The organism is Chitinophaga chungangae, from assembly GCF_017742215.1.
In the GTDB taxonomy this organism is placed as follows: Bacteria; Bacteroidota; Bacteroidia; order Chitinophagales; family Chitinophagaceae; genus Chitinophaga; species Chitinophaga chungangae.
Map to the genome: position 1 here is coordinate 1,024,593 of NZ_JAGHKP010000001.1, position 25,822 is coordinate 1,050,414.

At 53.4% G+C, this 25,822-nt stretch carries 22 protein-coding genes; 13 read left to right on the plus strand and 9 right to left on the minus strand.

The genetic code is table 11. The features are described 5' to 3' along the window. Window positions 1-19: 19 nt before the first annotated feature. Window positions 20-301 carry a co-chaperone GroES gene (locus tag J7I43_RS04325; protein ID WP_120516114.1) on the minus strand — a complete coding sequence of 94 codons (282 nt, stop codon included), beginning with the start codon at window positions 299-301 and terminating at the stop codon, window positions 20-22. A 272-nt stretch (window positions 302-573) separates the two neighbouring features. Here J7I43_RS04325 and nusB point away from each other — a divergent pair, with 272 nt between their 5' ends. From nusB to J7I43_RS04350, 5 genes are all read left to right on the plus strand, one after another. Beyond that, window positions 574-1,503, plus strand: a complete 930-nt coding sequence (nusB, locus tag J7I43_RS04330) for a transcription antitermination factor NusB (protein ID WP_209143613.1) — start codon at window positions 574-576, stop codon at window positions 1,501-1,503. A gap of 12 nt (window positions 1,504-1,515) precedes the next feature. Then, window positions 1,516-1,956 carry a DUF1573 domain-containing protein gene (locus J7I43_RS04335; protein ID WP_209143615.1) on the plus strand — a complete coding sequence of 147 codons (441 nt, stop codon included), beginning with the start codon at window positions 1,516-1,518 and terminating at the stop codon, window positions 1,954-1,956. A gap of 36 nt (window positions 1,957-1,992) precedes the next feature. Further along, on the plus strand, window positions 1,993-2,343 hold the full coding sequence (gene yajC / locus J7I43_RS04340) for a preprotein translocase subunit YajC (RefSeq protein WP_209143617.1): 351 nt from the start codon (window positions 1,993-1,995) through the stop codon (window positions 2,341-2,343). A 70-nt stretch (window positions 2,344-2,413) separates the two neighbouring features. After that, window positions 2,414-3,022 carry a dephospho-CoA kinase gene (gene coaE / locus J7I43_RS04345; protein ID WP_209143619.1) on the plus strand — a complete coding sequence of 203 codons (609 nt, stop codon included), beginning with the start codon at window positions 2,414-2,416 and terminating at the stop codon, window positions 3,020-3,022. A gap of 35 nt (window positions 3,023-3,057) precedes the next feature. Next, window positions 3,058-3,657, plus strand: coding sequence for a hypothetical protein (locus tag J7I43_RS04350; protein WP_209143621.1), 600 nt, complete (start codon window positions 3,058-3,060; stop codon window positions 3,655-3,657). A 45-nt stretch (window positions 3,658-3,702) separates the two neighbouring features. On the opposite strand, the gene J7I43_RS04355 is transcribed toward J7I43_RS04350, so the two are convergent. The 3 genes from J7I43_RS04355 to J7I43_RS04365 form a co-directional block, all read right to left on the minus strand. Further along, complete coding sequence (locus tag J7I43_RS04355) at window positions 3,703-4,893, minus strand: pyridoxal phosphate-dependent aminotransferase (protein WP_209143623.1); 1,191 nt, start codon at window positions 4,891-4,893, stop codon at window positions 3,703-3,705. Between the two features lie 102 nt (window positions 4,894-4,995). Beyond that, entirely contained in the window at window positions 4,996-5,703 is a 708-nt protein-coding gene (locus J7I43_RS04360) for a DUF4397 domain-containing protein (protein WP_209143625.1), read from the minus strand. Between the two features lie 44 nt (window positions 5,704-5,747). Further along, on the minus strand, window positions 5,748-6,941 hold the full coding sequence (locus J7I43_RS04365) for a serine hydrolase (protein ID WP_209143627.1): 1,194 nt from the start codon (window positions 6,939-6,941) through the stop codon (window positions 5,748-5,750). Window positions 6,942-7,164: 223 nt separating this feature from the next. Here J7I43_RS04365 and secDF point away from each other — a divergent pair, with 223 nt between their 5' ends. Continuing rightward, a complete protein-coding gene (gene secDF, locus J7I43_RS04370; RefSeq protein ID WP_209143628.1) occupies window positions 7,165-10,299 on the plus strand; it encodes a protein translocase subunit SecDF in 3,135 nt (1,044 codons plus the stop codon). A gap of 259 nt (window positions 10,300-10,558) precedes the next feature. Here the strand turns inward: secDF and J7I43_RS04375 are convergent, their stop codons facing one another. Continuing rightward, window positions 10,559-10,903, minus strand: a complete 345-nt coding sequence (locus tag J7I43_RS04375) for a HesB/IscA family protein (protein WP_209143630.1) — start codon at window positions 10,901-10,903, stop codon at window positions 10,559-10,561. Window positions 10,904-11,034: 131 nt separating this feature from the next. On the opposite strand from J7I43_RS04375, the gene J7I43_RS04380 reads away from it, so the two are divergent. Together J7I43_RS04380 and J7I43_RS04385 are read left to right on the plus strand one after the other, a co-directional pair. Continuing rightward, window positions 11,035-13,998 carry a hypothetical protein gene (locus J7I43_RS04380; RefSeq protein WP_209143632.1) on the plus strand — a complete coding sequence of 988 codons (2,964 nt, stop codon included), beginning with the start codon at window positions 11,035-11,037 and terminating at the stop codon, window positions 13,996-13,998. Between the two features lie 10 nt (window positions 13,999-14,008). Beyond that, window positions 14,009-15,067 (plus strand): AI-2E family transporter, encoded by a 1,059-nt coding sequence (locus J7I43_RS04385; protein WP_209143634.1) that lies wholly within the window; start codon window positions 14,009-14,011, stop codon window positions 15,065-15,067. On the opposite strand, the gene J7I43_RS04390 is transcribed toward J7I43_RS04385, so the two are convergent. The 3 genes from J7I43_RS04390 to J7I43_RS04400 form a co-directional block, all read right to left on the minus strand. After that, the gene (locus J7I43_RS04390; protein WP_209143636.1) at window positions 15,064-15,552 is read right to left on the minus strand and encodes a hypothetical protein; all 489 of its coding nucleotides are present in this window, start codon (window positions 15,550-15,552) and stop codon (window positions 15,064-15,066) included. The two genes, J7I43_RS04385 and J7I43_RS04390, sit on opposite strands and share 4 nt — an antisense overlap. 55 nt (window positions 15,553-15,607) lie before the next feature. After that, a complete protein-coding gene (locus J7I43_RS04395) occupies window positions 15,608-18,244 on the minus strand; it encodes a valine--tRNA ligase (RefSeq protein WP_209143638.1) in 2,637 nt (878 codons plus the stop codon). Between the two features lie 220 nt (window positions 18,245-18,464). Continuing rightward, window positions 18,465-19,478: a threonine aldolase family protein gene (locus J7I43_RS04400; protein ID WP_209143640.1), complete on the minus strand. Its 1,014-nt coding sequence runs from the start codon at window positions 19,476-19,478 to the stop codon at window positions 18,465-18,467. A 392-nt stretch (window positions 19,479-19,870) separates the two neighbouring features. Between J7I43_RS04400 and J7I43_RS04405 the strand changes: the two genes are divergently transcribed. From J7I43_RS04405 to J7I43_RS04425, 5 genes are all read left to right on the plus strand, one after another. Next, window positions 19,871-20,728, plus strand: a complete 858-nt coding sequence (locus tag J7I43_RS04405) for a sigma-70 family RNA polymerase sigma factor (RefSeq protein WP_109698810.1) — start codon at window positions 19,871-19,873, stop codon at window positions 20,726-20,728. Window positions 20,729-20,906: 178 nt separating this feature from the next. After that, window positions 20,907-21,791, plus strand: a complete 885-nt coding sequence (locus tag J7I43_RS04410; RefSeq protein WP_209143642.1) for a DUF4249 domain-containing protein — start codon at window positions 20,907-20,909, stop codon at window positions 21,789-21,791. A 34-nt stretch (window positions 21,792-21,825) separates the two neighbouring features. Next, the gene (gene trxB / locus J7I43_RS04415) at window positions 21,826-22,773 is read left to right on the plus strand and encodes a thioredoxin-disulfide reductase (protein ID WP_209143644.1); all 948 of its coding nucleotides are present in this window, start codon (window positions 21,826-21,828) and stop codon (window positions 22,771-22,773) included. 53 nt (window positions 22,774-22,826) lie between these two features. Then, entirely contained in the window at window positions 22,827-23,177 is a 351-nt protein-coding gene (locus J7I43_RS04420) for a dihydroneopterin aldolase (RefSeq protein ID WP_209143646.1), read from the plus strand. Window positions 23,178-23,244: 67 nt separating this feature from the next. Then, window positions 23,245-24,000, plus strand: coding sequence for a tetratricopeptide repeat protein (locus J7I43_RS04425; protein WP_209143648.1), 756 nt, complete (start codon window positions 23,245-23,247; stop codon window positions 23,998-24,000). Between the two features lie 6 nt (window positions 24,001-24,006). On the opposite strand, the gene J7I43_RS04430 is transcribed toward J7I43_RS04425, so the two are convergent. Further along, complete coding sequence (locus J7I43_RS04430) at window positions 24,007-25,341, minus strand: MATE family efflux transporter (protein ID WP_209143650.1); 1,335 nt, start codon at window positions 25,339-25,341, stop codon at window positions 24,007-24,009. Window positions 25,342-25,822 lie beyond the last annotated feature (481 nt).

Here is a 25,822-nt window from a genome sequence, read left to right on the forward strand (position 1 = left end):
AATGATGCCGGCGTTACGATTAGATAACGGCCAGGATGTCTGATTCGCGCATGATCAGGTAATCGTCGCCTTCCAGGCTGATCTCTGTACCGGAGTATTTGCCGTACAGCACGGTATCGCCTACTTTCACGCTCACGGGTTCATCTTTTTTACCGGGGCCGGCTGCTACTACCGTACCACGCTGCGGTTTTTCTTTAGCGGTATCGGGGATGATGATGCCGCCTGCGGTTTTTTCTTCAGCTGCTGCGGGTTTTACGATCACCCTGTCTGCCAGAGGTTTAATACTTAAATTTTTAGCCATTGTGATTCTATTTTTAAAAAGATGAGATTTGTGAAATTTGATGGTTTTTCCTTTCACGAAGATTGTGCCAACCAGGCCATGAGCCAAATTTGCAGGAAGCAAAGATAAGCAAATCGGAACGGGACTGTCAAGAAATGCCATTTTTTCATTTTTTACCTGTCACGCCCCCTTCCAGTGGCAGTTTGAAGCCTCCCCGCCATGCCGCCCCGGGAAGTATTTTTTAAAAAGTCCCTGTAAAACAGTAGATTTGCGGCCATTTTCCTAAGCGTACAATGATCAGTAGAAGAAACATACGGGTAAAAGTAATGCAAACGCTGTATGCCATGGATACCATGGAGCAGGAAACCGTGAAACCGGGAACTGCAACGGGTTTGCTTAACGAAAAGCTGGACCAGACCTGCCAGATATTCACTTATATACTGTACACGCTGGCCCGCGTGGCCCAGTATGCGGAGACGGACGCCCAGGCCAGGGCCGGCAAACACCTGCCCAGCGCCGAAGACCTCGCCGTCAATACCAAGATCGCCGGGAACGACTTCGTGTTCCAGGTGCTGCAAGACAAAGGGTTCCAGGTAAATCTCGATACCTGGAAGCTCCGGAAGTTCGAAGACCAGGACCTTATCCGCAGGCTCTACAACCAGCTGGCGGAATCGGAAACCTACAAGACCTATATCGCGGAGCCCTCGAGAGACAAAGCTTCCGAGAAACACATCGTCGAATATATCTATAGGCACATCCTCGAAAAAAACGAACTGTTCCGCCAGCATATGGAAGACAGCTTCCTGCATTGGGGCGACGATGAAGACATGATGGGCATCCTGGTAGGCAACTACCTTTCAAAGCCACAGCTGTTCAACTTCCTGCAGCTTATCAGCCGCGAAAAGCTCGAGTACGCGCGCGACCTGCTCACTACCGTGATCAATAAAAAGGATTATTGCATGGAGCTGATCAAACCGAAGCTCCAGAACTGGGACCCTGAGCGCATCGCGGCGGTAGATATGCTGCTGATGGAAATGGGCGTGTGCGAGTTCCTTTATTTTCCCACCATTCCCACGAAAGTGTCCATCAACGAATATATCGACCTGGCCAAAGCCTACAGCACGCCGCAAAGCGGGCAGTTCGTCAACGGCATCCTCGATAATATCCTCAAAGACCTGGTGCAGGCGAACCTGGTGGAAAAAACGGACAGAAACAAGAAATAAGACTATTTGTATATGCGACCGATCTTGTACCTTTTTTTGGCCGCTGCCATGGCGGTTACCGCCTGCGGCGGGCCTTCCGGGAACAACGTTTCCCGGCCCACCGACGCGGCAGACACCTCGAAAGGCACCTGGCCGGTGATGACTTTTGAAAAGGAAAGCCATAACTTTGGCAATGTAACGGAAGGCGAAGTGGTGGAATATTCATTCAAATTCACCAATACCGGCAACCGCGACCTGCTGATCACCAAGGCAGAAGCCAGCTGCGGCTGCACCGTGCCGGAATGGCCGAAAGAGCCGCTGAAACCGGGAGAAAGCGGGTTCATGAAAGTGAAGTTCGACAGCAAGGGCCGCCCGGAAGGATATACCGAAAAAGAACTGTATATCCAGGCCAATACCAATCCGGCCATGATCAACGGCCCGAAAATCCAATGCGTGATCGTGGCAAAGAAATAGTAATTTTACCAGCTTCAAATCAATAAACAACATACGATGTACAATTTATTAAACGTATTCCTGATGACGCCCCCGGCCGGTGGCCAGGGCGGCGGCGGCTTCAGCGCGAGCACCCTGCTGTTTTTCGGCGGTATGATCCTCGTAATGTGGCTCTTTATGATCCGCCCGCAGACCAAAAAAGCAAAAGCACAGAAACAATTCATCGATAACCTGAGGGAAGGAGATAAAGTGGTGACCATCGCGGGTATTCATGGTAAAGTGAAAAAGATCAACGACAACAACACCCTGCAGATCGAAGTGAGCCCCGGTACTTTCTTTACCGTCGAGCGTTCTGCCGTGAGCATGGAATATACCGCCGCACTCAACAAAGCCGCTGAGACCAAATAATCGTTAAGATTTAAGAATATGAAAGAGAGGAGGCGTTCCCTTCTCTCTTTTTTTTATATTTTGCCGGAATATGCAGATCATAGGCATTACAGGAGGAATCGGTTCGGGTAAAACAACCGTTGCGAAGATTTTTTCCCTGCTGGGCATTCCCGTGTATTCGGCGGACGATGCGGCCAAGGAGATCATGGTGAAGGACCCCCTGCTCGTAACCCAGATCAGGGAACATTTTGGCGACGCCGCCTATTTTGACGACGGATCGCTCAACCGCAAACATATCTCCAATATCGTGTTTGCCGACAAAGAGCAGCTGGAGCTGCTCAACTCCCTCGTACATCCCGCCACCATCCGCGATTCCGAAGCATGGGCCCGCCAGCAAAGCAGTCCCTACGTGCTCAAGGAAGCCGCCCTTATGTACGAAACCGAATCGTTCCATCATGTAGACAAAGTGATCGTGGTATCCGCGCCGCAGGCCCTGCGCATCCAGCGGGTGATGAAACGCGACGGGGTAGACCGCAATGCCGTGCTGGCGCGCATGCACAAGCAGCTGGACGAAGCCATCAAGCTCAAGCTGGCCGATTACATTATTTACAACGACGAACAGCAGATGGTGATCCCGCAGGTGCTGAGCCTCCACCGGCAACTTTTAACTTTTTCCTCACAGTCCGACGGCCGCTTTTAACGTTTCTTTTGAACGTTATCGTATAGTTTCAGTGCATGAATCCAAGGTTTCTTGCCCTGATGAGCGCGTCCGTATGGTGCTCCGCCGCTTCGGCGCAGCAGCTCCCCAAACGGGACACGTTTCCCTATCCCCGGTACATCACGCAGTTTAAAGATTCCCTGCGTAAAGACAGCGTGCCCATGCGCGTTTACCAGCTGAAGGAGTTCAACGTGCGCCACCGCGGCCTGGCGGAAGATTCGGCGATGCTGAAAAAGCTGATGCAGCCGAAACTCAACCTGGTTCTTCCCTTTGAGGAACAAAAAGGGATCACCTATGAGAAAGAGGGTAAAACGCATCATCTCCCCGGCGTATCGCTGAACGTCGCCGCTATCGCATCTGTATTCGATTTTAAGAAAAAGGCCAGGGACGAGGCTTTCCGGCGGCGGATCACGGCGAAGCTGGAAGAACGCGCCGTGGACAGGATGTATAATGCTTACCTGGTGGGCCGCTTCATTCCGCTGAAGGGCGACAGCCTGGAGGCGTTTATCGAGAAAACCAGGCCCAATGCGGGTTTCTTAATGGGCGTTACGGCTTATGACCTCGGTGTGTACGTAAAACAGCGTTATAAAGAATACACCGATACCCTGAAAAACTAATGGCGCCCCAAAAGGCGCCATCCGTCTATCTTTCAGGCTGGTTTGTTATTTCAGTTTGCCCAGCCATTCCTTCATTCTTTTCATGCCTTCCTGTATGCGGTCCATGCCCGTGGCGTACGAAATGCGGATGCATTGCGGCTGCTCGAAAGCCTTGCCGGATACCACGGTCACGTTTGCTTTATGCAGCAGGTACATGCAGAGATCGTCCGCATCTTTCACCGTTACGTCTTCAAACGATTTGCCGAAGAAGTGGCTTACGTTGGGAAACATGTAAAACGCGCCGTCCGGCTCGTTCACTTTCAGCCCGGGGATGTCGCCGAGCGCTTTGAAGATGAATGCGCGTCTTTCACGGAAAGCGGCCACCATTTCCTTCGCCGTGTCCAGCGGGCCGCGCAGGGCCGTGATGGCGCAGCGCTGCGTGATGGAACAGGTGGCGGAAGTGAACTGGCTCTGCACCATGTCGCAGGCTTTGGCGATCTCCAGCGGCGCGGCCAGGTAACCGAGGCGCCAGCCGGTCATGGCAAAACCTTTACTGAGCCCGTTGATGATCACGGTGCGGTCTTTCAGCGTGCCGAAGCCGGCGATGCTGCTGTGAGGCGCCACGTAATTGATATATTCGTAGATCTCGTCGGAAATGATGAAGATCTCCGGGTGTTTTTCGAACACTTCCGCCAGGCCTTTCAGTTCTTCGTGCGAATACACGGAACCGGTGGGGTTGCAGGGTGAGGAGAACATAAACAGCCTGGTTTTGGGCGTGATGGCGGCTTCCAGCCTTTCGGGCGTGATCTTGTAATCGTCTTCGATGCCGCAGGGCACAAATTTCACGACGCCCTGGCAAAGTTTCACCAGCTCTGAATACGTTACCCAGTAAGGGGTGGGGATGATCACTTCGTCTCCAGGGTTCACGATGCTGAGCACCGCGTTGGCGATGCTTTGTTTGGCCCCGGTGCTCACCACGATCTGTTCTGGCGTGTATTCCAGCGAATTGTCGCGCTGCAGTTTATGCGCCACGGCTTGTTTGAGATCAGCATAACCCGCCACCGGCGTGTAATGCGTATATCCTTCGTCGATGGCTTTTTTGGCGGCTTCGCGGATGTGCTGCGGCGTATCGAAGTCCGGTTCGCCGATGCTGAGATCGACGATATCAATTCCCCGGGCTTTCAGTTCGCGGCTGAGCTTTGCCATTCTGATGGTTTGCGGCACGGATATCCGTGTTAATCTTTCGGCTAATTGCATAGGCGTTATTTTTTTGGGTTGACCGCGGCAAACCTACTGCAAAAAAATGAAAAAGCCCCGGGCAATGCCGGGGCCTTTCCTGTTTTAAACCGGAGCGTATCTTTATTGATAGGTGATTACTTTGATCACGGGTTTGGTAACGCCGGTGGAATCTTTCTGCCCCATGAGGTAGATGTTGTAAGCCCCGCCAACTGCCGTGAGCGCTGCATCGCCTTTGGTGGCGATCTGGGTGCCCGCGGCATCTTTTACCGTAACGGTGGTGTTGCCGGCGTCTACCGCTTCGAACTGGGAATATCCCCCGCCTACAAAGTCGGCATAATAACGGGACGCGAATATTTTATTGGCGCCGATGAATACGTCCACACCGTCGGGGCCGGACATCAGGTTGTAAAAACGCACGTTGGTTTTTGTCCTGGAAATATTCTCGAAGTTCTCGAGGATACGATGTACTTCAATGCCGGTGGATTGCTCGCCGTATACCACTACCGTGTTGTACGCCGAAGTATCATAAGTGGCGGTAAGCGTGTTCAGCAGGCTGTCCACACCGCCTTTTTTGAAATCGAATTTGTACCTGTCCGGTTTGAAACGTGCTCCCACGGCTTCGCCGAACGCGATGGGGGTGGGGGTGATCTTCTGACCTTCCTGGAAAATGTCCAGTCCGTACGTGGGGCTTGCCACGCCGTTCACGAACGCGATCAGCGTCTGCGGTTCGGGAGGGGTGGGATCGCTGTTTTTCAGACAGGAGGAAAAACCGGTAATTGCTACTGCCACTGCGGCCAGTGCCCATAAACGGCTCTTTTTAGTTACCATGCGCTCTTTCATTTTATGATTTAAGACTTGTATATGAATGTTGATCAAGGTTGTTTTTCGGTCCCGTACGTCATTCTATAACGCTGAAGGTCCGGTTTGTATTTTCTTTCGCGTTTCAGTTCCGTTTCGTAGATCAGCTGGCCGAGCTCTTTCAGGAAAGGCTGGCCGGTCGATTCAAAGTCGTAGGTATCGTCCCCGATGATCCCGTCTTTATTGACGTACACGGTGGCTGACAACATAAATTCCACGCCGTTGGCAAAGTCTGCAAAATAAGCCACATCCGTTAAAAAGCCATATGCCCATCCCGGTTTGTTGAATATTCTGAGCCCCGGCGGCAGCTCGGTTTTTGCATCGGCCCCGCCCAGCAGGTATTTCACATAGTTGCGGTGAAATTCAGCGGTGTCGTAGGCCGGCCGGTCGGTTTCCGTTGGCAGTTGAGACATGCACCGGTATAAAAACCGGTAATCTTCCCCAGTTAAACGAAACCGCTGCGCAGATGTTACACTTTCCGGAAAAATTACGCTGCGGAGGATCTGATGAAGGTCCGCCAGCACGATCCGGTTCTTTTCGGAGAAGTTGAACGGGGCGTTGACGAGTTTATCGCCTTCGTAATGCTGCTTTCCCACGGAATCGTGCCGGGGCTGGAACTGCAGCCGGCTGTGCTGTTCGGGCTGGAAATAAACGGTTTCGCCGTTTTTGGTGAAACGGATGGCGTTGGTGAGGCGGTTGGCTTCCGGTGGCAGTGCGATGCTGAGCCGGTGGCGGATTTGGGCGGAAGGATAGCCCTTGTTCCACAACGCGCGGTTAAAATCTTCCTGGCCGAGAAATTCGTAGAGCCGGTTAAATGCGTCGTTGTCGCTGACGAGGAATATTTTTTTAATATAATGCGCTACGGAAGGCTGCAGGTTGGCCGCGCTGCTGTCTGCCGTAACGGCCGTAGTAATGGCTGACAGACTGTCGGTATGCATGACGGTGTGTTTGTCCAGCCCGAGCCGGTTCATTTTTTCGAGAGCGAGGAAAGCGGCGGGCATTTTGACGGTGGAAGCCGGGTAAAAGTAGGTTTCAGGGGAAAGGCGATAAGTGAAGTCGGTAAAAACCGGGCGGTTGCGGGCATTGCGGTCGATGCGGGTGTAGATGACCTGGAGGCGGTATTCCGCCGGATCGGCCATGACAGGGCCCAGGCGCGTGGCATTCGTTTTCAGCAGCGAATCCAGGAATACATCGGAATTTTTTGTCATAGCGGTGGAAATTATCGCCCTGGGAGTTTGGCAGTTCGCAAAAAAAACCAATATTGCACCTGCCAGAAAAAACCGTTGCGCCATAGAAAGGATTTTTTAGCCGGAAGGCAGCTCAAAACCAATCAGATATTGGTTTTAGAACTGTTTGTATCCGGGCTTTAATATATCAATTTAAATTCTATCTTTGCAACTCTTAAAAAATTTATATTAATAATCAAACAAAATGCAACTAAAAGGACTGGTTAGATTTTTTGCTGTCGCACTGATCCTTATCTCTTTGTATCAGTTGTCCTTCACGTTCGTGGTGCGGAACTATGAGAAAAAGATAAAGACCCAGGCCGAAGACTTTGTGGCCAAGCAGTATCCCTCCGCCGAACAGAAGTATGCCGGTAACAAAGAGGCGCAATCCCTGTACAGAGATACCCTCAACGACTACATCAAAGCGCGTACGGAACAGATACTGGACAGCACCAGTGGCAAGGAGATTGCAGGATTTCCCTGGTTTACCACCTATACCAAAGCGAAAGAAAAACAGCTGAACCTGGGCCTCGACCTCCAGGGCGGTATGAACGTTGTGCTCGAGGTTAGCGTGGAAGACGTTGTGCGCCAGCTCGCCAATCAATCCAAAGATCCCGCGTTCAACAAAGCGATCGCCAAGGCGAAAGAACGTAAAAAGAACAGCCAGTCCGATTTCGTGACGCTGTTTGGCGAAGCTTATAAAGAAGAAGCGCCCAATGGCAAACTTTCTTCCATCTTCGCCAGCGCGCAGCAGAAGCAGATCACCTTCAACAGCAGTAACGACCAGGTGCTGAACGTGATCCGCAACGAAGCCAAAGCAGCGATCAAAAACACGCATAAAGTATTACAGAACAGGATCGACAAGTTCGGTGTGGCTTCCCCCTCCATCAACCTCGACGAGAACCGCGGCATCATTTCCGTGGAACTGGCGGGTGTGGACGATGCGGAGCGCGTACGCAAGTACCTGCAGGCCAGCGCCAACCTCGAGTTCCGTGAAACATACAAAACCAGCCAGCAGTTCTACGAAGAAGTGCTGCTGCCCATGAACGAAGCCATCAAGGCCGCGCAGGGCAACGCTCCCAAAGTAGACACCGGCGCCGTAACAACGGATTCCACCGCTACCGCAGCCGCCCCGGCTTCCCCCGATTCCACCGGCTCCCTCGCAGACATTCTCGCGAAAGATTCCGGCAAGAACGTGGCGAAAGGCGATTCCGCAGCGCTCGCGCTTGCAAGGGACCAGAAGGAAATGCCGCTGTTCGTGATCTTCAAGATCAATCCCGAACCAAGCTCCATGCTGGGCCAGATGCTCCCGAGAGATACCGCCACTTTCCGTCGCTACCTCGAAATGCCCGCGGTGAAAGCGGCCATGCCGAAAGACCTCGTGTTCCTTTACGGCCCTTCCAATAAAGAAGACCGCAACCAATACCTCCAGGTGTTCGGCATCAAAGTGAACCCGACCAACCCGAAAGCGAAAATCACCGGTGAAAGGGTGATCGCCGCGCGTGCAGACTTCGGCCAGGACCACCAGGTGGAAGTGAGCATGAGCATGGACAATGTGGGCACCCGCGACTGGCGCAACCTTACCCGCCAGCTGAAGCCCAGCAATCCGGACGACCGCAGCACTTATAATTACGTAGCGATCGTGCTGGACAACGTCGTGTACACCGCGCCTTCCATCATCAACGAAATTCCCAACGGCAACTCCTCTATCAGCGGCAGCTTCACTACCGAAGAGGCGGACGACCTTGCGAACATCCTGATGTCCGGCCGTATGCCCGCCCCCGCCAAGATCGTGCAGGAGCAGGTGGTAGGCCCCACTCTCGGCCAGGAATCCATCGCCGCGGGCGCCAAATCATTCATCATCTCTTTCGTCGTGATCTTCGTGCTCATGCTGGTGTACTTCAACACCGGCGGCTGGGTGGCCAACATCGCGCTGATACTCAACCTGCTGTTCACCGTAGGCATCCTCGCATCGCTGGGCGCCACGCTCACCATGCCCGGCATCGCCGGCCTGGTGCTTACCATCGGTATGGCAGTGGATACGAACGTAATTATCTTTGAAAGGATCAAGGACGAGCTGAGCCGCGGTAAAACCTACCAGCAGGCGGTGGAAGACGGTTACAAACGTTCTTACGCGCCGGTGCTCGACGGTCACATCACCTCGCTGCTCACAGCCTGCATCCTGTTCTACTTCGGTCTTGGCCCCGTATTGGGCTTCGCCACCACGCAGATCATCGGTCTGCTCCTGTCCCTGTTCTGCGGTATCCTCGTATCCCGCATGATCACCGACTGGTGGACGAACAAAAAACGCCACCTGGAGTATTTCACCCCGATCTCCCGCAGGATCTTCAGGCATGCCAACTACGATTTCGTAGGCATGCGCAAATACACTTACGTTATCTCCGCAATCGTGCTCGTACTGGGCGTTGGGTCTTTCTTCAACGGTTTCGACCGTGGCGTGGACTTCAACGGCGGCCGCAGCTACACCGTGCGTTTCGACAAACCGGTGAACCGCGAAGCCGTACATGATGCGCTGAACAAAGAGTTCGAATCCGAGACTTACGTAAAGACCATCGGCACCAACAACCAGCTGAACATCACTACCGCTTACAAGATCGACGAGAATACCGACGAAGTGGGCAAGGAAGTGCTCGGCAAACTGTACAACGGCATTAAATCCAACTACGAGGGCAACCTCGACCTGGCTGCCTGGCAGTCGAAATACCTGGTTGGCTCGCAGACCGTACAGCCTACGATCTCAGACGACTTGAGGACCGGCGCCGTGAAAGCCACCATCCTGTCGCTGCTTGTGGTGTTCCTGTACATCCTGCTGCGATTCAACAAATGGCAGTACTCTATCGGCACCATCTTCTCCCTGCTGCACGACGTGCTCGTAACGCTGGCAGTGTTCTCTTTCTGCCGCAGCTGGGTACCGTTCGCACTGGAGATCGACCAGCACTTCATCGCGGCGATCCTTACGGTGATCGGCTTCTCGATGAACGATACGGTGATCGTGTTCGACAGGATCCGTGAGAACTTCCGCCTCACCAAAGGTGGAGATAGCAAAACAGTGATCAACCGCGCGATCAACGAAACGCTGAGCCGTACGATCATGACCTCTGTAACGGTGTTCCTCACCATCCTTATCCTCTTCATCTTCGGCGGTGAAGTTACCCGCGGTTTCGCTTTCGCGATGCTGATCGGCGTGCTCACCGGCGCTTACTCTTCCATCTTCGTGGCGGCTCCCATCCTGGTAGACTTCGACAAGAAGAATACCCTGGCCAATGAGACCGAAGCGGTGAAAGTGGAAAAAGCTCCCCCGCTGGTAAGAGGCAAATAAGCTGAAAAATAAATTTTCATAAAAGGCCGTTCCGTTTGGAGCGGCCTTTGTTTTTGAGGCCCGCGGCGAAGGTTTTTCTTTGAATGTTATTTTACTGGGATGCGGTGCATATACGATCCGTATAGGATCGATATACGAGTGATATAGGAGAGAAGAAGGAGAGCGAAAAGCAAAAAAGTATCAATGGCGGGGTTCATATAACATCAAGGCCCTCCCGGAGGGGAAGGCCTTTGCTATAAATATGCTTTTCCTGCAATGATCAAACCGCGAATGATGTTCCGCAGCCGCAGCTGGAGGTGGCGTTCGGGTTGGTGAAAGTGAAACCGCGCGCGTTCAGCCCGTGCTGGAAGTCGATTTCCATGCCCAGGAGATACAGGCCGTGCGATTTTTTCATCACAACGGGAATGCCTTCAATTTCGTAAACCTCGTCATCTTCCATTTTAGCGTCAAAGCCCAGCACGTAGGAAAGGCCGGAGCAACCCCCGCCTTTCACGCCGATGCGCAGGTACTGGCTCTGGTCGAAGCTTTCTTCCGCGCGGAGGCGTTGCAGCTCCTTTATGGCGCCGCTGGTGAGATTTATAGGTGCGTTGGTGATTGTTTCCATTGTTTTGATACGATTTATACACAAAAATACGGAAAAATGAAGAATGTATGTTGTCACATGAAGGTCAGGCCGGGAGATATGAAAGTAAAAAATTGTATGTAATTTGTTTCCCGGTGCCTAACCCATCTCATATGCAAAGACTACTATGCCTTGCCGTGGCCGTTTTATTAGCCAACCAGGCGGCTGCACAACTGTTCGGCGGCAACCCGCCCTCCCAAAAGTGGCAACAGGTGAATACGGATACGGTGCGGGTGATTTTCCCTTATGGCATGGAAACGCAGGGGAGGCGCGTGGCGGACCTCGTGCGGCACATGAGCCGTTACAATACCGGCAGCCTCGGCCCGAAGGTGAAAAAGATCAATATCATCCTGCAACATCAAACGCTGCAATCCAACGGTTATGTACAGGTGGGGCCGTATCGCTCCGAATTTTTCATCACCCCGCCGCCTAACAGTACGGAGCTGGGCTCCATCAACTGGCTGGACCAGCTGGCGCTGCACGAATACCGGCACGTGGTGCAGAACAACAATTTCAAAAAAGGCATCAGCAAAGTGTTTTACTGGCTCGGCGGCGAACTGGGGCAGGGTGCCGCCAGCGCCGTGGCGGTGCCGGACTGGTTCTGGGAAGGCGATGCCGTAACCATGGAAACCGCGCTCAGCTTACAGGGCCGCGGCCGCCTGCCCGCGTTTTTCGACGGGTTCCGCGCGCTTACGCTGGCCGATAAAAACTACAGTTACATGCAGGTGCGCAACGGGTCGTACAAAAAATTCATGCCCAACCATTACAATACCGGCTACCTCATGAGCAGTTACGGAAGGCTGCAATACGGGAAAGACTTCTGGAAGGGCGTTACGGACGACGCGGTACGTTACCGCGGCGTGTTTTATCCCTTTTCGCAAAGCCTGAAACGCCGCACCGGCAAAAACGCCGCTTCGTTCTTCGCCGCTTCGCTCGACCATTATGCAAAAAACTGGAAGCCGAAGGACGTGGAAAAGGCCGATACGCTTACGCCCGCGGGCCGCACCGTGTCTAATTACCGGTATGTGTACGCGGTAAACGACAGCACGCTTATTTACCAGCATAATTCCTATAAGGAGCCCGCCAGTTTCAGGCTGCGGCACGCTGACGGCAGCGAAGAGCTGATCGCGCGGCCGGGTATCGGTTTCGACGATTATTTCAGCTACCGCAACGGCCGTATTTTGTGGACGGAAGCACGGTACGACCCGCGCTGGAACCGGAAAGACTATTCCGTCGTGAAAGTGTTCGACCGGCAGACGGGGCGCGCCGCCACGCTCAAACACGAGCGCCGCTGTTTTTCGCCGGACCTGAGCCACAACGGCAAATGGATCGTGGTGAATGCGGTAACGCCGGAGCAACGATATCAACTGGAAATCTTGGATGCGGCAACAGGGCAGGTGCTCAGGGAGCCGGAAAACCCCGCAAACTGGTACTATACCTATCCAAAATTCACGGAAGACGATCAGTATATCGTCAGCGCGGTGCGCGATCAGCAAGGCAGGATGGCGTTGATCAGGCAGCGGCTGCGGTATGTTCCGGACAAATTGCAGGCCGCAAAAGGGAAATGGGAATCGTACCCGCCGCTGCACGGCATGGGAGACACTTCAATCGGGATGAAGAAAGGGGAACTGCCAAAAATGTCCCCGGCGTTTATTGACCAAAGAAATAAAGCGCTGCTGGACATGCTGGTGGGAATGGGGGAAATCGAATTTCTCGTTCCTTTCGGCACTCAAACCATCGGCATTTCCAGCATAGAAGGCGACAAAGTGTACTTCCAGGCATCGTTCGCCGATGCGGACAACATTTATTCCGTGCCGCTGGCCGGCGGCCCCGTGCGCCGCATCACCCGCCGCCCCAACGGCGTGAGCCACATGGCCGTTCAGCAGGATAAGATCGTTTTCAGCGAATTCACCGCCGAAGGTTACAAGCTGCTGCGGGAACCGCTGGCGGAAGGCACGCCCTTCAACCCGCAGGAAAATCACCACAGCGCATGGTTACGGCCCGATCTGGGCGAAGAAGGCAACATTCTCGATAAAGTGCCTGTCAGCAACCTGGAGGCCCGCAAATACGCTAAAACGCACCGTCTTTTTAATTTCCACAGCTGGATACCGAGCATCAACGACCCGGAATACGGCTGGTACCTGTATGGAGACAATGTGCTGGGCACCCTTCAAAGCACGATCGGCGCGTATTACAATACGAATGAGAACAGCCCGGCGGTGAGCGGGTCGCTTACTTACGCGGGCTTCTTCCCGTACCTGCGCACCGGGGCCGATTACCGCATGGACCGTTACCTTTTCGTGAACGATACAGTGCAGGTGCAATGGAACGAGCTGGACTGGTACGGCGGTATGAGCGTTCCGCTGACGTTCTCCGCGGGAAAATATTACACCGGCCTCACGGTCGGCGGCAATTACCACGAAGTGAACCGCACGCGCGCCGGCAATTCCAAATACCGCTTTACCGACAGCCACATCCAGTACCTCGACCTGAGCCTCGGTTTTTCCAACCAGCGCATCAAAGCGTTGCAAAATATTTACTCGCACTTCGGGCAGTCGCTGAGCCTGCGTTACAATAGATCCGTGAACGATGTGCCGGCCGAGCAGCTCTATGGCCGCCTGGACCTTTACCTGCCGGGCCTTTCAGCCAATCACAGCATCGTGCTGCAGGGCGCGTTCCAGCAGCGCGACACGATGCTCCGGTATAGTTTCAGCGATAATTTCGTGTACGCAAGAGGCTACAGCAAACCTTTCTACGAACATATCTGGAAGGTGGGCGTCAACTATCATTTCCCGATTGCTTATCCTGACTGGGGTTTTGCGAACCTGTTATATTTTATGCGCATCAGGGGCAACGCGTTTTACGATTACAGTTCCGCGTACAACTTTCGCAGCAGGCAGGATGTTACTTATGCATCCGCGGGGGGAGAGCTGTATTTCGATACGAAGGTGGGAAATACGCTGCCGTTTACTTTCGGGCTGCGTTACAGTTACCTGCTGAACACCAATCCCGGCGCCCCTTCGCGGAAAGACCGTTTCGAAGTGATCGTGCCGTTGCAGCAATTATTTTCTTTTTAAAAACAACTGAATGAAACCGGTAACCAACAAACCGCCTTTTTATATCAAATTGAGCCATGTGCTGCTGAGCCTGGTGCTGATCGTGGTGATATTGCGCACGATGAAGGAAATACTGGCGCCGGTGGCTTTCGGTTTTCTTTTCGCCGTGCTGCTGCTGCCGCTGGCGCAGGGGCTGGAAAGGCTGAAATTCTCCAGGGGCTGGGCTTCCACAGTAGCCGTACTGATCTTCGTGATATCGATGCTGGGCATGGTGTATTTTATTTCCTGGCAAACCACCACTTTTCTCAGCGACCTCCCCGTGCTGGAAAAAAGAATGATGGCGCTGTCGAACGACCTCACCATCTGGGTCGACGAAAAATTCAAGATCGATTCGGACCAGCAGGTGGCCTGGATCAACGAAACGGCGGCCAAAAGCGTGAGCACCGTATCGCAGTTCGCGGTGAACACCATCTCGTCTGTATCTTCCATGCTGATATTCCTCGTTTTTATCCCGCTGTATACTTTTTTCCTGCTTTTTTACCGCCGCCTGCTCATGAATTTCCTGCTGCGGCTTTTCAAACACGAACATGCGGACCAGGTGCGGGAAGTGATCGGGCATTCGCGCATCGTGATCAAAAGTTACGTGGTAGGGCTTTTCATTGAAATGATCGTGGTGGCGGCGCTGTACATTATCGCGCTGCTGTCGCTCGGTGTGAAGTACGCCGTGCTGTTAGGCACGCTGGGCGCGATCTTCAACGTGATTCCCTACATCGGCATGGTGATCACGATTTTGGTGACGGTGCTGGTAACGCTCACCACCGGCACGGCCGCGCAGGCCCTGTGGGCGGCGATCATCATGTTCGGCATTCACCTGCTCGACGCAAACGTGCTGCTGCCGCGGATCGTAGGCTCGAAAGTGTCCATCAATGCAATGATCACCCTGCTGGGCGTGTTCGTAGGCAGTATGATCTGGGGAATTGCGGGGATGTTCATTTCCATTCCCGCGATGGCTTTGCTGAAAGTGATCTTCGACCGCATCCCGAACATGCGCGCATGGGGGCTGCTGATGGGGCAGGGGGAACAGATCTAATTTACGACGATGCGCACTTCAGGCACGCGGTAATATTTATCGCCGGTGTAGCGCACCACGATGTTGGAGAATAACAACACTTCGCCTTTTTGCACGGTTTCCTTCAGCCGTGTGCTCCACAGTGTGCTGAGACGGTCGCTTTTAAAGGAATCGCCGATGGCGTCGGTGTAAAAACCGACCTGCTGCGTGGTATCGTTCAGGTATGCTTCTTTTGTTTCGTAAGTGAAGTCGAAAGACACGACGGGGAATTTGTTGTTTTTATTGTCGCGCACAACAAGCGACGAATCAAGGAGTTTTACGACTTCGGGGCGGGGCAGCGTATCGCTGAGGAAAATGCCCCAGGTGGTGCGGAAACTGAGCGGTTTTTCTTTCGCGGCGGGCTTCTGTGCAGGCTTTTGGGAGGACGAGGGTTTTCCCGCCTGTGCCGTGGCCGCAGCGGAGCAGCAAATAAAAAGCAATACCGTGTAAAATAGTTTCTGCATCATAGGGAACCGGTAAAAAAGCCCGTCCGGTTACTAAAACGCCGGACGGGCTTTAAAATTATAACAGTTTGAGACTTTCTTCTATCGCCTGGATGCGCGCTTCGCAGTCCGCCAGTTTGCGCCGCTCGGCTTCCACCGCTTCGGGTTTGGCGTTCTGCACGAATTTTTCGTTGGACAGTTTTGCCGTAACAGACTTCAAAAAGCCCTGCTGGTAAACGAGGTCTTTCAGCAATTGTTCTTTCTGCGCCGCCGGGTCTATCAGGGTATCGGTCAGCATGTAGAACTTGTCTTTGCCCACCACCAGCGCGATAGCGCCGGGCACCGCGTTACGGGTGTAAGCCAGTTCGCGCGCGTTGAGCTGTTTGGCGAGTATGCTTTTTATACGCTGGAAGGCGTTCTCATGGCGTGTTTCGATATGCAGCGCAATGGTGTCTTTCGGCTTCACCTGGTTTTTGTTGCGCGCGTCGCGGATGCCGGTGATCACTTCTTTCGCCAGCGCGCCTTCGGCGAGAATGGCCTGGTGCGTGGCGGCGGGAGTGGAAAACTGGCGGATCACCAGGTCGTCTCCAGGCTGGCGGTCGCGCAGCAGGTGATACAGCTCTTCCGTCACAAACGGCATGAACGGGTGCAACAGCTGCACGAGGCGCTCGAAGAAACCGATCGTTTTTTCGTACACGCCCGCGTCTATCGGCTGTTCGTAACCGGGTTTGATCCACTCGAGGTACCAGGAGCAGAAATCGTCCCAGATAAGGCTGTAAATGGCTTTGAGGGCTTCGCTGAGACGGAAGTCCTTAAACAGTTTTTCCACTTCGGCATGCACTTCGTTCAAACGGTTCTCCATCCATTCCACGGCAAAATCCGGAACGGGGGCGCCGGTATCCGCGGCGGGTTTCCACATTTTCACGAGTTTGAGCGCGTTCCACATCTTGTTGTTGAAGTTGCGGCCCTGCTCGCAGCTGGTGTCGTCGAACAGCAGGTCGTTGCCTGCGGGGGAAGAGATCATGATGCCGAAACGCACCGCGTCCGCACCGAAACGTTCGATCAGCTCCAGCAGGTCGGGCGAGTTGCCGAGCTGCTTGCTCATTTTACGCCCGAGCTTGTCGCGCACCATGCCGGTGAAATATACGTCGCTGAAGGGTTTTTCGTGTTTGTATTCCAGGCCGGCCATGATCATGCGGGCCACCCAGAAAAAAATGATATCCTGCCCGGTTACCAGTACGGAAGTGGGGTAATAATAGTTGATGTCCGCGTTGTTAGGCTGGCTGATGCCGTTGAAAACCTCCATGGGCCAGAGCCAGGAAGAGAACCAGGTATCGAGGCAATCTTCGTCCTGCCGCAGCGACGGTACGGTTTTGCCGAACTTCTCCGCATACAGCTTCAACGCATCATCCTGCGTTTCCGCTACCACGAACTGGCCCGCTTCGTCGTACCAGGCGGGGATCTGCTGGCCCCACCACAGCTGGCGGGAAATACACCAGTCCTTCACGTTTTCCATCCAGTATTTGTAAGTGGCCAGGAAGCGGTCGCCGGGATGAATACGTACATCGCCGTTCACCACCGCGTCCAGCGCGGGTTGCGCCATGTCCGCCATTTTTACGAACCATTGCGTGGAAATGCGCGGTTCAACAACGGTATCCGGGTTGCGCTGGCTGTAACCGAGGCGGGTGGTGTATTCCTGTTCTTTTACGAGAAGGCCCTGCTCGCCGAGCGCAGCCACTACTTTTTTGCGCGCGCGGAAACGGTCTTCGCCGACGAACACGATGGCGGCTGCGCTGAGCGTGCCGTCGTCGTTCAGCGTGTCCACCACTTCGAGGTGGTGTTTCAGGCCGAGGTTATAGTCGTTGATGTCGTGCGCGGGCGTTACTTTGAGGGCGCCGGTGCCGAATTCTTTGTCTACATATTCGTCGAAGATCACGGGCACCTTGCGGTTTACCAGCGGCACCACGGCAAAGTGGCCTTTGAGATGTGCGTAACGCTCATCGCCGGGATTTACGCAGATGGCGGTATCGCCCATGATGGTTTCGGGGCGTTGCGTGGCGATGGTGATGAACTCGCCGGTGGCTTCGCCCGCGGCATTTACCACAGCGTATTTCACGTGGTAAAGTTTGCCGTTGATCTCTTTATATTCCACTTCCTCGTCGCTGAGGGCGGTTTTTGCCTTGGGGTCCCAGTTGATCATGCGGGCGCCGCGGTAAATGAGCCCTTTATTGTAAAGGTCTACGAACACGCGGATCACCGCCTGGTAATAATGATCGTCCATCGTGAAAGACACGCGGTCCCAATCCACCGAGCAGCCCAGTTTTTTGATCTGGTGGTAGATGATGCCGCCGTATTTTTCCTTCCATTCGTAGGCGTATTTGAGAAATTCGGGTCGGGTAAGCTGGCTTTTTTCGATGCCTTTTTCTTCTTTCAGCATATTCACCACCTTCGATTCGGTGGCGATGGAAGCATGGTCGCTGCCCGGCACCCAGCATGCGTTGAAGCCGCTCATGCGGGCGTGGCGCACCAAGATGTCCTGCACGGTCTCATTCAGCGTATGGCCCATGTGCAGCACGCCGGTTACGTTCGGCGGCGGTATTACGATGGTAAAGGGAGGCCGCTCGTCGGGAACGGAACGGAAATACTGCTTCTCCATCCAATACTGGTACCATTTGTCTTCTGCCGCGGCAGGGATGTAATTTTTCGAAAGTTCCATGCTGTTTAATATATGCAGTTTTCTTTTACAGGATTGCAAAAATATTGAATCCGTGGCTGATTCGGAAATAACCGGCCATTAACCTGAATGGCCGGTCCGTGAAGGAAAACCCTTCATCAGATCATCGGCCGGGATGGCCTGGTGCGTGCAGGCCCCGATCTTCGCGATTACGGATCGGCGAAACGGTATTACAACATCAGTATGCCGGATTGAGCCGTGCTCAGGCCATGGTGCGGATCACGCCGATGGTCTTTTCCACCATTTCGGGCGTAATGTCCAGGTGCAGCACCATCCTTACCTGTGTGGGTGAGATGGCCATCACGCGGATGCCTTCGCGCTCGAGGTAGTCGCGGAATTTGACGGGCGTCCACCCGCCGTGCACTTCAAAAATGAGGATATTGGTCTCCACGGGGAGCATATGCCCCACGAAGGTTTGTTCCAGCAACGCTGCGGCGATCATTTTGGCATGTGCGTGATCGTCTGCCAGCCTGTCTACATGCTGTTCCAGCGCATAAATGCCGGTAGCGGCCATATACCCGGCCTGCCGCATGCCGCCGCCGAACTTTTTGCGCACGCGGCGCGCTTCTTTGATAAAAGCTTTGCTGCCGAGCAGCACGGAGCCCATGGGGCAGCCGAGGCCTTTATTGAGGCAGACGGAAATGCTGTCGAACGTTTTGCCGTATTGCGCGGCTGTTTGACCGGTGGCGAGCAGCGCGTTGAAAAGACGGGCGCCGTCGAGGTGAAGCTGAAGGTTATTGGCGTCGCAAACGGCCCTGATCTTTTCGATCTCTTCCCAGTCGTAGCAGCATCCGCCGCCGCGGTTGGAGGTGTTTTCGAGGCATACGAGGGTGGTGCGTGCTTTATGAACGTCGTCGGGATTGATGGCGGCTTCGACATCGGCTGCCGCGATCATGCCGCGGTCTCCTTCGAGGGGGCGTACCTGTGCGCCGGCGTTGAAGGCGATGCCGCCGCCTTCGTAAATGTATACGTGGGCGAGGGAACTGCAGATCACTTCGTCGCCGGGGCGGGTGTGCACTTTGATGGCGACCTGGTTGCTCATTGTGCCGGAAGGGCAGTAAAGGGCGGCCTCCATGTCAAAAAGTGCTGACATCCTGGCTTCCAGTTCGTTCACGGAAGGGTCTTCACTGAAAACGTCGTCGCCCACGGGGGCATTAAGCATGGCCTCCAGCATGGCCGGAGTGGGTTTTGTAAAAGTGTCGCTCCTGAAATCCATTAAATAATTTGCAAAAGGTGGTTAGATAAATTAGTGAAGTTATTAATTTGAATGAGTATATTTTTCAATTGTTAAAATTTACATAAACCCCCGGAAATACGGACGAATTCGCTATTAAAATCCGTTTATATGGAGTACTTTGTTATGACGGGCAGGCATGGAGACTGTCCGGCTGACAGCGCTCAGCGATTGAAAGTGAACATGTAATGAGCAATTCTTTGACCCGGTTCCGTAACCCAGCCTAACCATATCGCAGTAATTTGGAAGAGTGGGGGATTAGCACGATCTTTGCAGGCTAATTTCGCAACCGTGTAAGATATACCATTTAAATGTTACAACAAAATAATCTTTCGGCTGTTAATATAATATTCTTAAACTAATACTTGTAAAATATGAGGCAACTTAAAATTGCCACCCAGATCACCAATCGTGATTCGCAGGCGGTAGAAAAGTACCTGCAGGAAATCTCGAAGATCCCTTTGTTAACTCCAGAGGAAGAGACCATTCTGGCTCAGCGCATAAAAATGGGCGACCAGCGGGCTCTTGAAAGATTAACTACAGGAAACCTTCGTTTCGTTGTTTCTGTGGCCAAACAATATCAGCACCAGGGCTTAAGCCTCTCCGACCTCATCAATGAAGGTAATTTAGGGTTGATCAAGGCAGCACAACGTTTCGATGAAACCAAGGGTTTCAAATTCATCTCTTATGCCGTATGGTGGATCCGCCAGTCCATTTTACAGGCATTGGCCGAGCAGGGCCGTCTGGTCCGCCTGCCGCAAAACAAAATTGGCACTTACAATAAAGCGAATAAAGCGTACATGGCATTCGAACAGGAAAACGAACGCGAGCCTTCCACCGAAGAGCTGGCCGAGATCCTCGAAATGTCCGAGTCTGAGATCAACAACATTTTCCAGAGCAATACCCGCCACATGAGCCTCGACGCACCCGTGCACGAAGCGGAAGACGTGGCGATGGGCGACCTCCTGGAAGGCGGCGACGTGACCGACGACGATGTAATGCAGGATTCGCTGAGAGAAGAGATCCGCCGCGTGCTCAAATCCCTGAGCCCCCGCGAAGCGGAGATCGTGAACGCATATTTTGGTCTGGATGGTGAAAACGGCGCAACGATCGAACAAATAGGGCAGAAGTACGATTTGACGAAAGAACGCATCCGCCAAATCAAGGAAAGAGCCATTAAAAGGCTTCAGAAAGCCCGCTACAGCGGCGCACTGAAATCCTATCTGGGATAATTGAACTAGAAATATTTTACTGAACCCGGGATAAAGGCATCCCGCCCTATTTACATAAGGCGGGATGTTTTTTTTATGCCTATAGGTGCCGTCTATACTAATATAGAGTCATATAGACGACGGTACTTCCATTTCCGGATTCGAAAATCTCCTTTCAACCCTTTATTTTTGCAATCTTATGCGAAAGGCATACTTCACATTCGTTTTTCTGACAGTAATCGGTACGGCCTGTGAAAAAGAAATCAACGTTGATCTTCAGCGCACTGAAGACATGGTTGTAGTGGAAGGCATCATTGAACAGGGAAGTTTCCCCATGGTGCGGATCAGCAAGAGCCTGAACTATTTCAGCAGGATCACCCCGCAGCAGCTGCTGGAGTCGTTCGTGCACAATGCGGCCGTAACCGTCAGCAACGGCGTACAAACGCACCGGCTGCGCGAATACCGGACAGACACCACCGGCGGCATCGCCCTCTACTTTTATACGGTAGATACGGCAGACATGCAGACGGCGTTTTTCGGCGAGCCCGGTAAAAGTTATACGCTGCGGATAGAAACAGAGGGGCAAACGTTCCATTCCATCACCACGATCCCCGAGCCGAAGTTCAGGATCGATACGATGTGGTGGAAGTTCGGGAAGGAAGAGGATTCCAACCGGGCGGAAATACTCCTGAAAGTGACGGACCCGCCGGAAAGAGGCAACTATTTCCGGTATTTCACTTCGCTGAACCGCGGCCGTTTCCTGCCGGCGCTCAGCTCCGTGTTCGACGACCAGGTGGTGAACGGCACCAGCTTCGACGTGGTGGTGGCCCCGGGCGTAGATAAGAACCGCAGCTCCGGCATCAGCGGCGATTACGGTTTTTTTGACAAGGGGGATACGGTGACGCTGAAATTCTGCAACATCGATCATAACACCTATGATTTCTGGCGCACGGCGGAATTTGCCTATTCGTCCGCCGGCAATCCCTTCTCATCGCCCACCCGCACGATGGGCAACGTAAAAGGAGCGCTGGGCTACTGGGGAGGCTACAGCGTGGCATTGAAAACCATTATCATACCTAAATAAAATCAAAACCAACACCAACACATTAAACGACAGCATGGAAAACAAGACATCACAGGAACATGTACATGTACTGATCATCGGGTCGGGCCCGGCGGGGTACACGGCAGCCATTTATGCCGCCCGCGCCAACCTCAAACCCGTACTATACCAGGGCATCCAGCCCGGCGGCCAGCTTACCATCACCACCGAAGTTGAAAACTATCCCGGTTACCCCGAAGGCATCCAGGGCCCGGAAATGATGGTGGACTTCGAGAAACAGGCCAGCCGCATGGGGGCAGATATCCGTTATGGCATGGCTACCGCCGTGGACTTCAGTTCCCAGCCTTATAAAGTAGAGATCGACGAAGAAAAAACCATTACCGCGGACGCGATCATTATCGCCACCGGGGCTTCCGCCAAATGGCTGGGGCTGCCTTCCGAGCAGCGCCTCAACGGCAGCGGCGTATCCGCCTGCGCCGTGTGCGACGGGTTCTTTTTCCGCGGGAAAGAAGCGGCCATCGTTGGCGCGGGAGATACCGCGGCCGAAGAAGCGCTCTATCTTTCCAAGATCTGCTCCAACGTGCATATGCTCGTTCGCCGTCATGAAATGAGGGCCAGCAAAGTAATGCAGGACAGGGTGCTGAAAACTTCCAACATCATGGTATACTGGAACACCGAAACCCTCGAAGTGACCGGGGAGAACAAGGTAGACGGCGTACGCATCCTCAACACGCAGACCAAAGAAGAAAAAACGATCCCCGTGAGCGCGTTTTTCGTAGCCATCGGCCACCAGCCCAACTCCGGCATTTTCGCCAGCAAGCTGGAAATGGACGACCAGGGTTATATCAAAACCGTTCCCGGCAGCACCCGCACCAGCGTGGAAGGCGTATTCGCCTGCGGCGACGTGCAGGACAAGATCTACCGCCAGGCGGTGACCGCAGCCGGCAGCGGCTGTATGGCCGCGCTGGACGCGGAAAGATACCTCTCCGCAAAAGGACATTAATTTTTTTCACGGGCCGGCCAGCGAAGGCCGGCCTTTTTTTATCTTTTATCATTATGCTGACCATCGCGCTGGAAAGTGCCCGCTTCTTCGCCTTTCACGGGCTTTACCAGGAAGAACAGGTGCTGGGCAATCATTTTATACTCGATGTGCAGGTAAGTATTCCTGAGCCGGAACATCCTTCGATGCTGTCTGAATCGGTGAATTACGAAGAGCTGTACAACATCGCCTGCGGCGTGATGAAAGTGCCGCAGCCGCTGCTGGAGCAGGTGGTGCACGACATTACCGCCGCCATCCGCGAACGGTACCCCGCCGTTGCGCATTCCAAAGTGACGCTGCGCAAGCAGGCCCCGCCGTTCGGCGGCGATCTCGCTTATTCGGTGGTGAGCCTGGAGAAACATTATTGAAGAACGGCTGTTATTTACAGGCAGGAACGCTTAAATTTGATGACCCATAAATTCAAATTAAAGTCCTATGCTTAAGAAAACCATCTTGCTGCTTATGTTTTGCGGCATTGCGCCGGCCTCCATGGCCCAAAGCGCGGAAGAGCTGCTCACGCAGGCGCAAACACTGATGAAACAAATGAAGGAAACCGAGGCCCTTGCCAAATACAAGGAGCTTTTGCAGGTATCTCCCGGCCATGTGGCCGCTTTCACGCAATCCAGCCTTATCTGCAGCCGCGAAGCCGCCCGCCAGAAAGATAAAGCCGCCAAACAGACCTGGCTCGACCAGGCACGCATCTACGCCTACGAAGCATTGAAGGCCGAGCCGGAAAACGCCGAAGCCAATTATGCGCAGGCCGTGTATTACGCCCGCCTGGCGCAGATCTCGGGAGCGAAAGAAAAAGTGGCCGCCGCGAAAGAAGTGAAAAAGTATGCGGACCTTGCCCTGAAGTTCAAACCCGGCTACGGGGAAGCCTTTCACCTGATCGGCAAATGGAATTTCGACCTGTACAACCTCAGCTCCATCGAAAAAGCGGCCGCTAAAGTATTGTTCGGCGGCGTGCCTCCCGGTACCATGGAAGAAGCGATCGCCAACTATGAAAAATGCATGCAGCTGAAACCTTCCTTCATCCTCAATTACCTCGACCTCGCCATTGCTTTCAAACAAAACAACCAGGAAACGCAAAGCATGGAAGTGCTCAACAAGGCCGTAAAGCTCCGCCCTATTTTCCAGGACGATATCGCGTACAAAGCGGAATGTAAAAAGATGCTGGAAGACATGCAATAACCGCAATTAAGCCAGCACCTTGCCTTTCCACCGGCCGCTGCGCAGGTACAGCCATGCCTGTCCGCCCATGGCGGTCCAGTACACGAACTCCGCGCCCCAGGCCCAATGCAGCGGGCTTCGCCATTTTTCGATGATCACGATGCAATAGGTAAGGTATACCACCACCGAAACAAATTCGATCAGCAGGTTGATGCGCGTGTTGCCGGTACCGGTAACGCCGTTGAACGTGACGGCCGTCATGGCAGACAGCAGCATCACTAACGTGCAAACCCTGATGGAAGGGATCGAATCGGTGATGAGCGTCATATCTGAAGTATATATCCGCAGCAGCTGGTAAGGGAACAAATTGATGAGCAGGCAAACGAAGCTGGCGCACAGCAACGCGATGCCCATGATCCTTTTCACCAGTTTCAGCACATCTTCTTCCCGCTGCTGGCCGATAAGGTTGCTCACCATCGTGTTGCAGGTGGAAGCCAGCGCCCAGGTGAATATCCCGAACAGCCCGAACACGCTGCGCATCATGTTAGACACCGCCAGCGGCCGCTGCCCCAGGTGCTCGATGAAAATAAAGAACACCAGCCAGCTGCCGATGCTGAACAGGAACTGCACGATCAGCGGCGCGGAAATGGTCAGGATATTTTTGATCGCCTGCCATTCCGGCCTGAAGGTTTCGAACAACCTGAACTTCGCCGGGAATTTCAGGCCGAACAGCAGGGAATAAGCCGCTATAAAACCCGTCAGTTCCGCGATAACAGACGCGTAGGCCGCCCCGTTCAGTCCCAGTGCGGGAAGACCGAGATTGCCGAAGATAAAACCATAGTCCAGCGTAATATTCACCGCTTCCTGGAAAATGGACGTAATGGCGAGCAGCCTCGTGTTGCCGGTACCGATATAAAATGCGTTGCAGAGGCTCATGAGCATCAGAAAGGGCAGTCCCCATATCCTGATACGTACAAAATCAGACGCCGCGCCCATAATGGCATGGTCGTGCAGGGAAGCGGAGAAAAACGCAGGCGCGAAGGCGTAGGTGATGAAGATGGCGAAGGCGGAGAAGATCAAAGCGAGGAAAAAACCGTTGGAGAAGATCCTGCCCATGCCGCCGTAGTTCATTTCACCGGCCCTGCGGGCGAACAGTACCTGCAAGCCGTTGTTCAGCCCGTAGGAGATCATGTGCATGACGAGGTAATATATGCCGGCAATGCCGTTCACCGCAAACGGGAATTCCCCGAGATGGCCGAGGAAGGCCGCATTCGTCATATGATTGATCTGGGGCAAAATGAGTGCGAGACATATGGGCCCGGCGATCTTTATGATCTGCTTATAAGTTAAATTAACTTGCATACGTTAGGTGGCGCAAGATACTCAAAACCTTGCTACTGCTGCTTTATAAAGGGAGCAATGTGTTTCGTCATCTGCTCAATCAGCTTCAACGGATGCCAAATTTTTCATAAAAGAAACTGGGCAGTGTTTTTTGAGGCTGCGGGCACAGCTTTTTATAAAATATTCGATACCCGTTTCCGCCCCGCTTTTTGAGGGGTGGAGGGTGGAAGATGGTCCTGGTACTGCGTTTTTCCTTTTTGGATGCAGAGACCGTTTCAAATGGTGAAGTTGCAAGGGTGTTTCCGGGGTGCATCATATTATAATTCCTTGTCCTGGTACTACGTTTTTCCTTTTTTGGGTTACGGAAACGGATGTCTCAAATTTGGTAAAAAAGCTGTGCCCCCAGCCCCAAAGAACCTCCACCCAGTTCTTTTTTACCAAATTTGAGACATCCGTTGGAGCTTTTTGTTTATTATTGTGCGGATTTTATCTTTATCAAAAA

Coding starts and splice junctions, on each gene's coding strand:
- J7I43_RS04325 (WP_120516114.1), bottom strand. CDS start 301: ATGGCTAAAAATTTAAGTATTAAACCTCTGGCAGACAGGGTGATCGTA.
- nusB (WP_209143613.1), top strand. CDS start 574: ATGATCAGTAGAAGAAACATACGGGTAAAAGTAATGCAAACGCTGTAT.
- J7I43_RS04335 (WP_209143615.1), top strand. CDS start 1,516: ATGCGACCGATCTTGTACCTTTTTTTGGCCGCTGCCATGGCGGTTACC.
- yajC (WP_209143617.1), top strand. CDS start 1,993: ATGTACAATTTATTAAACGTATTCCTGATGACGCCCCCGGCCGGTGGC.
- coaE (WP_209143619.1), top strand. CDS start 2,414: ATGCAGATCATAGGCATTACAGGAGGAATCGGTTCGGGTAAAACAACC.
- J7I43_RS04350 (WP_209143621.1), top strand. CDS start 3,058: ATGAATCCAAGGTTTCTTGCCCTGATGAGCGCGTCCGTATGGTGCTCC.
- J7I43_RS04355 (WP_209143623.1), bottom strand. CDS start 4,893: ATGCAATTAGCCGAAAGATTAACACGGATATCCGTGCCGCAAACCATC.
- J7I43_RS04360 (WP_209143625.1), bottom strand. CDS start 5,703: ATGGTAACTAAAAAGAGCCGTTTATGGGCACTGGCCGCAGTGGCAGTA.
- J7I43_RS04365 (WP_209143627.1), bottom strand. CDS start 6,941: ATGACAAAAAATTCCGATGTATTCCTGGATTCGCTGCTGAAAACGAAT.
- secDF (WP_209143628.1), top strand. CDS start 7,165: ATGCAACTAAAAGGACTGGTTAGATTTTTTGCTGTCGCACTGATCCTT.
- J7I43_RS04375 (WP_209143630.1), bottom strand. CDS start 10,903: ATGGAAACAATCACCAACGCACCTATAAATCTCACCAGCGGCGCCATA.
- J7I43_RS04380 (WP_209143632.1), top strand. CDS start 11,035: ATGCAAAGACTACTATGCCTTGCCGTGGCCGTTTTATTAGCCAACCAG.
- J7I43_RS04385 (WP_209143634.1), top strand. CDS start 14,009: ATGAAACCGGTAACCAACAAACCGCCTTTTTATATCAAATTGAGCCAT.
- J7I43_RS04390 (WP_209143636.1), bottom strand. CDS start 15,552: ATGATGCAGAAACTATTTTACACGGTATTGCTTTTTATTTGCTGCTCC.
- J7I43_RS04395 (WP_209143638.1), bottom strand. CDS start 18,244: ATGGAACTTTCGAAAAATTACATCCCTGCCGCGGCAGAAGACAAATGG.
- J7I43_RS04400 (WP_209143640.1), bottom strand. CDS start 19,478: ATGGATTTCAGGAGCGACACTTTTACAAAACCCACTCCGGCCATGCTG.
- J7I43_RS04405 (WP_109698810.1), top strand. CDS start 19,871: ATGAGGCAACTTAAAATTGCCACCCAGATCACCAATCGTGATTCGCAG.
- J7I43_RS04410 (WP_209143642.1), top strand. CDS start 20,907: ATGCGAAAGGCATACTTCACATTCGTTTTTCTGACAGTAATCGGTACG.
- trxB (WP_209143644.1), top strand. CDS start 21,826: ATGGAAAACAAGACATCACAGGAACATGTACATGTACTGATCATCGGG.
- J7I43_RS04420 (WP_209143646.1), top strand. CDS start 22,827: ATGCTGACCATCGCGCTGGAAAGTGCCCGCTTCTTCGCCTTTCACGGG.
- J7I43_RS04425 (WP_209143648.1), top strand. CDS start 23,245: ATGCTTAAGAAAACCATCTTGCTGCTTATGTTTTGCGGCATTGCGCCG.
- J7I43_RS04430 (WP_209143650.1), bottom strand. CDS start 25,341: ATGCAAGTTAATTTAACTTATAAGCAGATCATAAAGATCGCCGGGCCC.